9 protein-coding genes and 1 tRNA gene are annotated in these 11,749 nt (G+C 59.8%); 9 read left to right on the top strand and 1 reads right to left on the bottom strand.

Features of this window, described 5'->3' with window-relative positions; all coding sequences use genetic code 11:
- Positions 1–19 precede the first annotated feature (19 nt).
- The 8 genes from AC5P7X_RS13275 (at position 20) to AC5P7X_RS13310 (ending at position 10,452) form a co-directional block, all read left to right on the top strand.
- Positions 20–4,684: an RHS repeat-associated core domain-containing protein gene (locus AC5P7X_RS13275; RefSeq protein ID WP_495214965.1), complete on the top strand. Its 4,665-nt coding sequence runs from the start codon at positions 20–22 to the stop codon at positions 4,682–4,684.
- A 758-nt stretch (positions 4,685–5,442) separates the two neighbouring features.
- Positions 5,443–5,901 carry a hypothetical protein gene (locus AC5P7X_RS13280; protein ID WP_495214967.1) on the top strand — a complete coding sequence of 153 codons (459 nt, stop codon included), beginning with the start codon at positions 5,443–5,445 and terminating at the stop codon, positions 5,899–5,901.
- A 977-nt stretch (positions 5,902–6,878) separates the two neighbouring features.
- A complete protein-coding gene (locus AC5P7X_RS13285) occupies positions 6,879–7,094 on the top strand; it encodes a hypothetical protein (protein WP_005420087.1) in 216 nt (71 codons plus the stop codon).
- Between the two features lie 49 nt (positions 7,095–7,143).
- The gene (locus AC5P7X_RS13290; RefSeq protein WP_146256746.1) at positions 7,144–7,509 is read left to right on the top strand and encodes a hypothetical protein; all 366 of its coding nucleotides are present in this window, start codon (positions 7,144–7,146) and stop codon (positions 7,507–7,509) included.
- A gap of 148 nt (positions 7,510–7,657) precedes the next feature.
- Positions 7,658–8,038: an ankyrin repeat domain-containing protein gene (locus tag AC5P7X_RS13295; RefSeq protein WP_329841933.1), complete on the top strand. Its 381-nt coding sequence runs from the start codon at positions 7,658–7,660 to the stop codon at positions 8,036–8,038.
- Between the two features lie 181 nt (positions 8,039–8,219).
- Positions 8,220–8,717 carry a hypothetical protein gene (locus AC5P7X_RS13300; RefSeq protein ID WP_329841931.1) on the top strand — a complete coding sequence of 166 codons (498 nt, stop codon included), beginning with the start codon at positions 8,220–8,222 and terminating at the stop codon, positions 8,715–8,717.
- 854 nt (positions 8,718–9,571) lie between these two features.
- Positions 9,572–10,006: a hypothetical protein gene (locus AC5P7X_RS13305; protein WP_206620740.1), complete on the top strand. Its 435-nt coding sequence runs from the start codon at positions 9,572–9,574 to the stop codon at positions 10,004–10,006.
- A complete protein-coding gene (locus AC5P7X_RS13310) occupies positions 10,003–10,452 on the top strand; it encodes a Rossmann-fold NAD(P)-binding domain-containing protein (RefSeq protein WP_111097111.1) in 450 nt (149 codons plus the stop codon). Before AC5P7X_RS13305 ends, AC5P7X_RS13310 begins: the two co-directional genes overlap by 4 nt.
- 39 nt (positions 10,453–10,491) lie before the next feature.
- Here the strand turns inward: AC5P7X_RS13310 and AC5P7X_RS13315 are convergent.
- A tRNA-Arg gene (locus AC5P7X_RS13315) sits at positions 10,492–10,568 on the bottom strand.
- Positions 10,569–10,717: 149 nt separating this feature from the next.
- On the opposite strand from AC5P7X_RS13315, the gene ubiA reads away from it, so the two are divergent.
- A complete protein-coding gene (gene ubiA / locus AC5P7X_RS13320) occupies positions 10,718–11,611 on the top strand; it encodes a 4-hydroxybenzoate octaprenyltransferase (protein WP_005411493.1) in 894 nt (297 codons plus the stop codon).
- Positions 11,612–11,749 lie beyond the last annotated feature (138 nt).

The raw sequence follows: 11,749 nt of genomic DNA on the forward strand, positions 1-11,749 counted from the left end.
TCCAGGAAGGAGAACAGGGATGTTGGAACGACTGAAGACCATTTCGTGTGCCGCACTGGCGATGATCGCGCTGGGGAGCTTGGCTCCTTGGGCTGCGCAGGCGCAGGAGGTGCAGAAGAAATGGGAGGGCTACCTGTCGATGGGCCAGCCGCGAGCTACCGAAGCGGCGGTGCAGAAGGACATCAAGTCGCTCTTTTCCCAGTACGAAAAGGACAAACCGTTCAATTGGCATGTCAAACGCCAACGCGTCCTTGGAAAGAAGGTCATCTACGATTACCGGGTGAGACCCGAGAAGATCGTTACTACCGACTGGGTCTACATCCACTCAGGGCAGGAGTACTCATCCGAAGATCAGATTCGTAGCGTGATCCTCGCTACCCGCGTCAGCGACCCGCAGTGCCCGGCGACTTCACTCACGGAGGATCCTTGGGTGGAGATCCTTGGACTTGGCAGGGGCGACGACGGTAGCGTCACCAACGAGGAGAAGAATTTCCATTACACCTTGAACTTCTATCATCAGAGCACTCAAGAATGCTCGTCGATAGTGGGGTGGGAGCATGTGCGCCGGGCCAGAACGGCGCTTTGTCCGAATCGACCGTCCCTGACGTGGAATGAGGCCCTGCAGATGTGCTCTCTGGTCCAGCAGGACGAGCCGCACATGTCGCCCATGCTCTCCTACACAAGCGGGCCGCTGCCGCCGCAGCAGTGTCCTGTTGGTAACCCGTGTGATCCGACCACTGGCGATAAATCCCAGCCTGAGCCGGATTTTAACCTTGGATGGGTGAGCTTCCAACGCCACTATCACTCCCTGACGAGCACGGCGGGCGGCGCGTTGGGTACGGGCTGGACCCATTCCCACAATCTGCGGCTTACCGCAGGCGTAGACGATTCCACCTTCCCTCCCAGCTCCGAACTGAAAGTTGGGCTGATCGGCGCCGATGGCGGGCAGATCGCATTCCAGAAAGTGGGGGCAAGCTACGAAGCCATGGACGGAAGCGGTGATCGCGCGGTCCAGCAGGGCACCAACTGGCAACTTTCACGTGCCGGAGAGCGCATTTATTTTGATGCTGATGGCTTGATGCAGCGCCGTGATTTCGAAGACGGTACGTCGCTGACCTATGCACACGACAGCCGCGGCCGCCTGCTCAGCATCACCCATTCAACCGGTCGGCGCGTGGATCTCCAGTACCTCGCGCCGGGCGACGATTCACTGATCTCGGCCCTGGTGATCGCCGGCCAGCCTGTGGTGAGCTACGCCTATTCTCCGGCCGGGGAACTGATCACCGCGACCTATGCCGACGGTGCCAGCCGTACCTATCACTATGAGGACGCCCGCTTCCCGGGCTACCTGACCGGCGTGACCGCCGAAGACAACCAGCGCTACAGCTGGTACGGCTATGACACGCAAGGGCGAGTCACCTGCAGCCGCCATTCCGGCGATTGCAGCCAAGCCGACGTGGGCATTGATGGCGTGCGCCTGGAGTACACCCCGGCAGGCACCACCATCGTCACCGACGCACTGGGCAAGCAGAGCACCTACGCCTTGACCGCCAGCGGTACCAGCGGCCTTCCGCGCAAGGTCAACGGCATCACCGAAAGCAACGGCAGCATCAGTCGCAGCTATCTGCCTGAGGGCACCGATTTCCGGCGTCGGCTTCAGTCGGTGACCGATCGCCGTGGCGTTGTTACCAACTACGCCTATGCGGAGGCCAGCGACGCTGTCGCAGGTGCTGTCAGTGTGATCACCACCACCGAAGCGGCCGGTACTCCGGACCAGCGCATCAGCGAAACGCGCGTGGCCGTGGACAGCAATCGGATGGTCCAGCAGACCGTCGGTAACCGTGAGGTCCGCATCGCACGCAATGCCCGCCTCCAGCCGACCACCATCACCGTGCGCGACAGGGTGACCGATGACACCCGCATTACCACGCAGACCTACTGTGAGGCCGAAGGGCCGGAGTGCCCGCTGGTGGGACTGCTGCGCAGTGTGGACGGCCCGCGAAGCGATGTGGCGGATGTCTCCACCTATGCCTACTACACAGCGGACGACGCGGGATGCGCGACCAGTGGAGCCTGCAGTTATCGCAAGGGCGACCTGCGCAGCGTGACCAATGCGCTGGGCCAGACGGTCGAGACCTTGGCCTACGACGCGTTCGGGCGGCCGTTGTCGGTCAAGGATGCCAACGGCGTGGTCACCGATTACACCTACCATGCGCGCGGCTGGCCGACCTCGGTCACCGTGCGCGGTGCCACCACAGCCGAGGACCGGGTGACCCAGATCAGCTACTGGCCGACCGGCCAGGTGCAACAGATCACCGAGCCTGACGGCAGCAGCGTTACCTATGTCTATGACGCCGCCCAGCGGCTGACGGACATCGCGGACAGTGCGGGCAACACCATTCACTATGCGCTGGACAACGCCGGCAACCGCCTCAAGGAAGACACGCTGGATGCAGGCGGCACCCTGCGCCGTACCCTGGCGCGGACGTTCAACACGCTTGGCCAGCTGACCGCGCTGAAGGATGCGGGCAACCACGCCACCGGCTTTGCCTACGATGCCAACGGCAACCCGCAGACGATCACCGACGCACTGCAGCGCGTGACCAGCCAGCAGTACGACCCGCTGAACCGCTTGGCGCAGACCCTGCAGGACGTCGGCGGCGTCGCGGCGGAGATCCGCAGCCAGTACAACGCGCTGGACCAGGTCACCCAGGTCACCGACCCGAAGGGCCTGCATACGACCTATGCCTATAACGGGTTCGGTGAGCTGACCGGGCAGGTCAGCCCGGACAGTGGCGCCAGCAGCTTCACTGTGGATGCGGCGGGCAACCGCAAGACGGCCACCGATGCGCGCGGCGTCACCGCCACCTATCACTACGATGCGCTCAACCGCCTGATTGGCATTGCCTATCCGGATCCCAATCTGGATGTCGGCTATAGCTATGACGTGGCGCCGGCCGCCTGTGCCGCCGACGAACGCTTTGCCAAGGGACGTCTGGGGCAGGTGCTGCATGCCAATGGCAGCACCCAGTACTGCCACGACCGCTTCGGCCAGGTCACCCGCAAGGTGCAGACCGTCAACGGTGTCGCCAGCACGCTGCGCTATGCCTACAGCAAGTCGGGGCGCCTGACTGCGTTGACCTACCCCGACGGCAGCGTGGCCGACTACGTGCGCGATACCCAGGGCCGCATCAGCCAGATCGGCCTGACCCGGCCCGGCCAGGCACGCCAGATCGTGGTGAACAACGTGACCTATGCGGCCTTCGGCCCGGCGACCGGCTGGACCTACGGCAACGGCCGCCAGCTGCAGCGTCCGCTGGATCTGGATTACCGCCCGCAGGCGGTGCATGACCCCGCGGCAGGCGGCCTGTCGCTGGGCTATGGCTACGATCCCGTCGGTTCGATCACCGAGCTGAAGAACGGCGCAGGCTCGTCGGTGCTGGCCAAGTACGCCTACGACGCGCTGGGTCGCCTGACCCAGACCCAGGACGGGACGACAGGCACGCCGATTGAAACCTATGCCTACGACGCCACCGGCAATCGCACCGCGCTGACCACCTCGGCAGGCACCGCCAGCTACACCTATCCCGCAACCAGCCACCGGCTGACCGCCGTGGACGGCGAAGCGCGCAACCATGACGCGGTGGGCAACACCACCAGCATCGGCAGCAAGGCGTTCACCTACAACGATGCCAACCGCATGAACGCGGTGAAGCAGGGCAATGCCGTGCTGGAAAGCTACGGTTACAACCATCGCGGTGAACGCGTACTGCGTACCCCGGGTAGTGGCGCAGCGCAGATCACCCTGTACGACGAAGCAGGGCAGTGGCTGGGCAACTACTCGGCTACGGGCCAGGCGCAGCAGCAGGCCATCTGGCTGGACAACTATCCGGTAGCGCTGATCAACGTGCCGAGCGCCGGCGTGCCGGAACTGACCTACGTGCAGCCGGATCATCTGGGTACGCCGCGCGTGGTGATTGATCCGGTGCGTGATGTGGCGATCTGGGAGTGGAGCAACAAGAGCGAAGTGTTCGGCAACCAGATCCCAAGTGCCGATCCAGATGGCGATGGTGTGGCGTTTGAACTGGCGCTGCGCTTCCCGGGCCAGCAGGCCACGGATGCGAGTGGGTTGTTCTACAACTATCAGCGCGAGTACGAACCGGCGGCGGGGCGGTATTCGCAGAGTGATCCGATTGGGTTGATGGGAGGGATTGGTACGTACCTGTATGCCTCCGGCAAGCCTCTTTCGAAGATCGATGAAAAGGGGCTGGTCGACGTCTGGGTATGGATGCCGCTCCCCTATGAGGGAGGGCTGCCGAGCTATGGAAAGCTGCATTCCTCTTTCGGGCACATATCGACAACTTCAAATGGTGTCGATTACTCATTTGGCCCTGCGGGCAACTCGATAAGTACAAACTACGTTTCATCTCAGCTTAATTTACGCACTGGCATTAAGCACACAATAGAACTTACACCGCAGCAGGAGTCAAAACTATCGGCATGTCTCGCGAGGCCGCAGGGGGAGTACAGTGCAATAAATAATAACTGCGGGACGCCGTTGCAGAATTGCATGCGGGAGATTGGCAAGGAGCTTCAGCCTGTGAACATGATTCTTCCGGAATCGATAAACCACCTGCTTTGGTGGATGTCTGATGACTCAACCATTCAACGCGGGAAAAGGTGATGAAATTTATTCCTGGAATTTTTCTTATCTGCTCAGTCTTAACTATCACCTCTTGCGAACACAAGGGTAAAGAAGTTGTGCCGGAGGGCGTGATCGAAGTTTATGATTCGGCAGAGGGCGGGGGTGTAATTGGTACGAGTACTACTCCGATTCCGGTTGTTGGATATGTTTATCCGGATAAGACTCGTTACGTGCTGAAGGTCTGCTATCTGGGTCACATAGGATATGTGCGGGATGGAATACGAGAGCTAAGACCAACAGTGGGCCGGAGCTCATCCTGCCCGGAAACCGCGAGAAGCGCGGACTAGAGTTAACTAAGCGAGGCGAAACTGAGATCACCAAGCTGGAGACTGTGGCGAAACAGGACCTGCCACTGCGTGAATTACCTAGTTGGATATGGGCCAGAGCGTACCCAGCGAGGTTGGGAAGACACAGTGATGGCAGGGCACCTTGGTGCGGTGACGTCTGCTGAGGGATGCACGGGGGCTCGGCGCCCCCGCTACACCCTATCCCGCAACCAGCCATCAGCTGACTGCGGTGGATGTCGAGGCGCGCAGCCATGACGCAGCGGGCAACACCACCAGCATCGGCAGCAAGACGTTCACCTACGACGATGCCAACCGCATCTCGGTTGCCAATGGTCGACTTAATCGAGCTGCAGCGCATCCGGGGAACGCCAATCTCTTGCGGGGTGGGTCGAAGATCCTGGGGCCCCTTGGAGCAATCGTGAATTACAGGTCAAACTACAATAAATGCCAATGTCCGGCGAAGTGATTTTCATAAGGTTCATGAAGGGTGCAGCTGCGGCGGGAGCGCTGGGGATCTGTTGCGCGCTGATCGCGTCCATGTTGAGTATGCGCTGTCCAGTCGCCAGGTACTCACCGGAATTTATGTTTGCTCTTTTCTTCGCGTTGCTGATGTTGCTCGTATATTCCAAGTTCGAACTGGCGAGAAGGGGAATTCTGTCGATTGAGGTTGGGCGGGTGCGTTTCGCGTTCGCAATGGCGCTCCTGGTCGAGATGCTGATGATTGGGTTGCTTGTCGCCCGCAATCTCGAATGCGCTAGCTTCGTTCGCGCGATTCCCATTCCTGGTGCACTACTTGTTTTCTATACAGCTGTCGCATTCTCATTTGTATTCGGTGATATCTATCTTGGTGCTGCGCGAAAAATCATCAGGCTTGGAGCTCGGCCGAGGAAATTCTTGAGGGAGGAATAGTTGGCACTGGGTGGATTGGAGTGGAGCAGATTGGGTGGCTTCGCCGCCTTTTCTCACTTGAAGATATGAGGCGAGATAAGGTCGGTGGTGGATCCCTTTCGGTCCCTCCACTGCTTGGAGTTGGGTTTGGCGTCATGTCGGGATCTGGCTACACAGTTCCTGGTCAGATAGCTGCGCCGACTGGAAAAGGATGCGGGTGTCCTTGAGATGAGAAAATACAATCGTTTTTTTTGGCTTACTACATCATGTTCTTCTGGGCGCTCAGGCTGGTTGCTTGCCTTGGAGTTGCCGTAAATTCAGTGCTCCTTGCCTTTGTGCTGGTTGATATTTCTGATGGTGGACGAGACTACGGATTTGCGGGTTTGGCGTTTGTCGCGCTCTCTCTTTGCACAGCGTTTGCCATGTGGAAAATCGGGTCTGTCGGCCTGCTCCGTCTTCGGCAAAGGAGGGCACCATAGATCTTTCCGGGGATGCTCTGAACAACTGCCGGGGTAGTGCCGGCCGTACGCAGGTGGCGTCCCGTTGTATTTGGTAGATCCACCTGGTCTGTCCCCGAGTGAGTGCGTCGACTACTTGGGCGTGACGTTCGGTGTGGCAGACCTCGCCTTTGGAGGCTTGGAAGCTGTGAATGGCAAAGGAGTCACCATTGCCGGTGTTTTGTCTCCGCAGCCCGAAGTTGCAATCCCCGGATTCCTGGTAATGGTGAATGGTCGAGCAACGGCGTACGATGGAGTGTCAGTGATACAAACCGCTCAGGATGCAAAGGAAAGAGAGTCCATCTATACCGAGGTGGCGGGGGGGCAGTTGGCGCGAAGACGGGAGAGCTGTCGTCATTCGGCTTGACGTTCAACGGTCACCTTAAGGCCACACGGAACTGTTGCACTGCGTAGCCCCTGACAAGGATGCGCTGGATGCCATGAAGGCGGTGAAGGATGTTTCGGGTGGGTCTGGGTGCAGTTGCATATAATGGAGGTGATATGCATATGCGCAAGAAAATGCTGAATTGGCTTGGTTTGTTGTTATTTGCGCTAGTTTTTTTGAGGTCCTCGTCCTATCTTGTATTGAAGGTGTATGCTATTGGTCATCTTGAGAGGGGTGATTATTTTGTAATGTTGCCTGTGGCGCTGGGGTCACTCCTGATTTGCGGCATGTTCATGGCAATTGTGATTAAAGGAATGAAATCCAATCAGTAGGCTGCGCCTGGAGCATCACGCGCGACGTATGGTTCCGACAGGTGATTGCATGGGTATCACTATTCACGATTTCCAGCTGGTTGGAATTCGTCTTGATCCGGTGTCAGGTGTGACTGTTTCTCTGTTCGATGAATCTTCGCGGGCATCCTATGATTTGGTCTTTGGCCAAGTCAGGAGAGCAAGCATTGATGGTTTCTCTAGCCAGAATGTCGTGCTCGATCTCAAGGTCTTCAATCGAAAGGATGATTCCTTTGAATTCAAGCGGTGTTGCTTCCTCCTTGGCCTAGATCCAGTGGCTGCCAGGGAAATTGTCGACGGTGACACCTTGGTCTTCATTGAGGCTTCCGCCGGCGCAGAGATTGCACTTCTAGTAGAGGGCACTTGGGATAGCCGGTTGATTCCTGTCAAGTCATGATTCCTGATCTGTCGAGCGCATCGCTCCAAGACGCACGCACCGCTTGGCTTGTAGGTCGACAGGTATCTGACGGAGAGATGGATTGTGGGACGGACCATCATCGGGCCAACGCAAACGGCTCTACCGTGCGTGCAGCCCGATGAACATCATGGATCCTGTACTCAGCGAACTGCTTTCCCGGCTCGGTGTCGGCACTGACTTCGGCGATGCGGCGCTGACTTGTCCGGAGACCCGAGGAGCCTATGAGGACACGCCCCTGCATGTGGTGGCCTATTACAACGATGTGGCTCTCCTCAGCGCATTGATGCCCTTCGTGACCAACATCGATGTGCGTGGTGATCTTGATCTGACGCCGCTGACAAGCGCGGTGGCACATGGCAGCGTCGTGGCTGCGGCCTATCTCCTATGGTGTGGTGCAGACTCACACGCATGGAATGAGCTTGATCGGACACCACTGGAAATGATGTGCCAGGACCCCAGGTTTGATGATGTGGTGCGTATGGTCGACGCCGCAGATGGAGCCTGGTGATGGAAATTTCTGAAAAGAGGTTCTACCGATGCGCGTGATGACCTTCATCTGTCCGCCAGCCCATGATAGGGAAGTCAAGAAATGTCATACCATCTTGGGCGCGAGGTGCAGTCCCTGAATCGTTTTGCAGAACGGGTTGCAGATGGTAATTAACATTTGGCCGGCCCTTTCTGGGGCTCTCATGTCCATGCCGAAGGCTGGCATCTTGCGTGTAGCGATGCTGCTCTTGCCAATGCTGGGGGGCTGCAGCATTCAGCAGTTTCAACATACGAAATGGAGGTCGGACTGGGTCGATGTTTCGTCCGGTGCGATCTTCCCTGGCAATTCAACGACTCTGCCGCTTGACCGCATTTCCACGCTTGATCCTGATAGTGAGGCAGCCATTGCGAAGTGGATGTTGGAGCATTCGCTGGTCGTGGTATCGGCATCAGAGGTTGAAGGGAAGATCGGTCCAATGCCGTTGAGTGACCTGAAGCCAGCGCCCGGGCAGACCGTCTATCTCGTCAGGGCCGCTTCGGATGAAAGTAGGGGCAAGTTCATCGGCTACGTCAACGACAAGGGCCTTCTCATCATGTATGGGGTGATGGGGGGCTGCGGTGAGCAGAAGCAACGGGTGGTTGCCGTGAGCCTTCGGGAGAAGCCCGCCAACGTTTTCGGTCGATGCTCAGCGGCGCTATAGTCGAGCTCCGCCTACTACTTGGCGGATGACGCCAGGTGTGCGACCAATGGCGTGTTCGGCAACCGCAAGGGGGAATTGCGCAGCGCGACCAATGCGTTCGAGCAGATTGTTCTGAGGAGCTAATGGAAAGCAGTCAAATGAAATCGGGGTTGCTCAGGAGTTCTCTCGATGCCAAAGGCTTCTTCCTACGCGCTTTGTCTTTCGCGTCCGTCTGCGTGCTCGCTCTGAGCGGATGCGAGAATGACCGGTTAGGGGAGCTGCAGCTGAAACCCATCTACGCTGAGCTGAGTAGTGCGTACTACGGTGGGATGTGCGAGGGTGCAGCCGGTCCAGACGCCAGACCGCTGTGAGCCTGAAGGAGAAGCCCACCCGTGTCTTCTCAGGATGTTCCGCAGCGCGCTGACAGCTCTGTTCGTTGTCGCCGCTCCAGAGTAATCAGCGCAAAGGCTGGAATGGGGCGGGTCATTCAAATGACTTGGTTGAATGGACGGTGATTTACCATGGAGCTTGAAGCGAAAAGGGTAGTTTTCTTTTCTCAATAGGATGAACGTTCTTCTTCGAGTGGATTGGTCGAATCGGCTGCATCGGTAATGTGGTCGGCAGAGGGGATGTCATCTATCTATCCCTGGATCCAGATGCGGTTCTGGAGGAGGACGTCTGGGAACTGGCCGCATTGTTCAGGAGGTATCGGATTCCACTGGCCCAGCTGCGAACGCTGGAGGCAGGCAGGTACTTTCGAGCGCTGCGCGATGCCTTGCGCGAGTTGGGCGCCAAGCGGGAGGCAAGGTGCATGAGCTCCCGCACTCCTCCACAAAAGAACGCGATCGGGCTGCACGCCCTCGGAGAGGTACAAGATGAAAGCCAGGCAGATTCTTCGGTACGGGCTGGCCTACGCGGTGTCGTGTGGAGCACTCTGGCTGTTCCTGCACTTTGTGGGCAGGGCGCTTTACGCCTTCGACTCACATCGAGTTTTCTTCTGGCTGTATGCCGTCAGCCTTTTGTTGCTGGGAATCTGCGCACGGGTTCCCGCCGCGGGCCGCCTGACGATCAGGCGGCTTGCCAAGGGGGCTGGCTTGGGGCTGCTCGCGGGCCTTCTGGCCCAGGTCGTGGTGCTTGTACTGGAAGCCTATAGATTCAGCGGATTCAGCCCATCGCTGCTCTGGCAGGTACCGGTTTCGCTGACGGTGATGAGCGTCGTGCTGCTCACGCCGCTCTGGGGCGTAGTGCTGGTTGCCCTCACTGCCGAACACCGCCGCGACAACCACCCACGTCAGGCCTCGAAGCCATGAAGCACCTGAACGCCTTTTGCCTCGTGGTTGCACTGACATCCTGTGCGGCGCATCCGAACCGCACCACGAAGTGTCCGCCGGCCCATTTCACCTACGTCGGCACCGAGAGCGTCGACGGACTGACCTACGGGCGCTTCCAGGTCACCCACAATGCTGATCAGCCGCTTCAGCTGTGGGTGGATGAGAGGCGCAGGTTGAACCCAAGGACCGCTCGCGCAGAGATGAGGCGCACAGGCGAGGATGCCTGGCGGCCTTACAACGTGATCCTTGAGGAAATCACACCGGGAGCGATCGGGCTGTCGATCGGGCAGGATGAACAGCAGAGCGTTCTGTTCGATGGTGATGGCCTGTTCCTGCCCGGCGCATCCAGCGCGGGCGCGAATTACTCCATCGTGGTACAGGACGCTGCCGGTTGCGAGCATCGCTCGGCAACGTTCATTCCCTGACATTTCTGGCGGCGCGCCGGCCAGGCAACGAAGGAAAAATGGCGCGCCCGGAGGGATTCGAACCCCCGACCAATGGCTTCGGAAGCCACTACTCTATCCGGCTGAGCTACGGGCGCGTTGTAGAACCGCCGCGCCGTCGGCCAGTGCCGGGGCGGGCATCGCAGCGCCATGAGGCGGTGCGGGACCGGCATTCTATCCAGTTTCGTCGAACAAATCTCCCCCCACCGGCAAAGCCCTGCCAGAGGGGCAGGAGTATCCTATCGCCATGGCTGATACCCCCCTTACTTCGCCGCAGTCGCCGGCGACGCCGCGTTGGCGGCATTACTGGAGTCTGATGCGCGCTGATCGCCCGATCGGCACGTTGCTGCTGCTGTGGCCCACGTGGTGGGCGTTATGGCTGGCTGCCGGCGGCCTGCCGCCGCTGTGGACGCTGTTCGTGTTCACCGCCGGCGTGTGGCTGACCCGCTCGGCCGGTTGCGTCATCAACGACTACGCTGACCGCTGGCTCGACCCGCATGTGGAGCGCACCAAGGCGCGGCCGCTGGCCACCGGCGCGATCAGCGGCCGCGCAGCGCTGGCGCTGTTCGCCGTACTGATGCTGGTGGCCTTCGGCCTGGTGCTGACCCTGAACGGGCTGACCATCGGCCTGAGCTTCATCGGCGTGTTCCTGGCCGCCAGCTATCCGTACCTGAAGCGCTACACCCATCTGCCGCAGGTCTACCTGGGCATGTCGTTCGGCTGGGGCATCCCGATGGCGTTCGCCGCCGTGCAGGGCGAGGTGCCGATGCTGGGCTGGCTGCTGTATGCCGGCAACATCCTGTGGTCCACCGCCTACGACACCTGGTATGCCATGGTCGACCGCGAGGACGACCTGAAGATGGGCTCGCACTCCACCGCGATCCTGTTCGGTGATCTCGATCTGGTCATCCAGGGCGTGCTGTACGCGCTGTTCCTGGCCACCATGGCGCTGGTTGGCGTGCGCGGCGGGCTGGGTGGCTACTACCTGGCCGGCGTGGCCGTGGCCACCGCGCTGGTGGTGTACGAATTCTGGATCTGCCGCAACCGCGAGCGCGGCCCGTGTTTCAAGGCGTTCCTGCACAACAACTGGGTCGGCGCCGCGCTGTTTGCCGGTATCGCCGTGGACCTGGCGCTGCGTTGAACCTACGGCGGGGTAGAGCCGGCCGCTGGCCGGCTGCACCCGTGCGCGATCCCGAGTTTGCCGGCCAGCGGCCGGCACTACCGCCACCTACGACCAATAGGTGGCAGACAGCCCACACCCCACCGCCCAGAATCGGTC

The sequence above is a fragment of the Stenotrophomonas sp. YJH_SMC_53 genome, assembly GCF_059369995.1.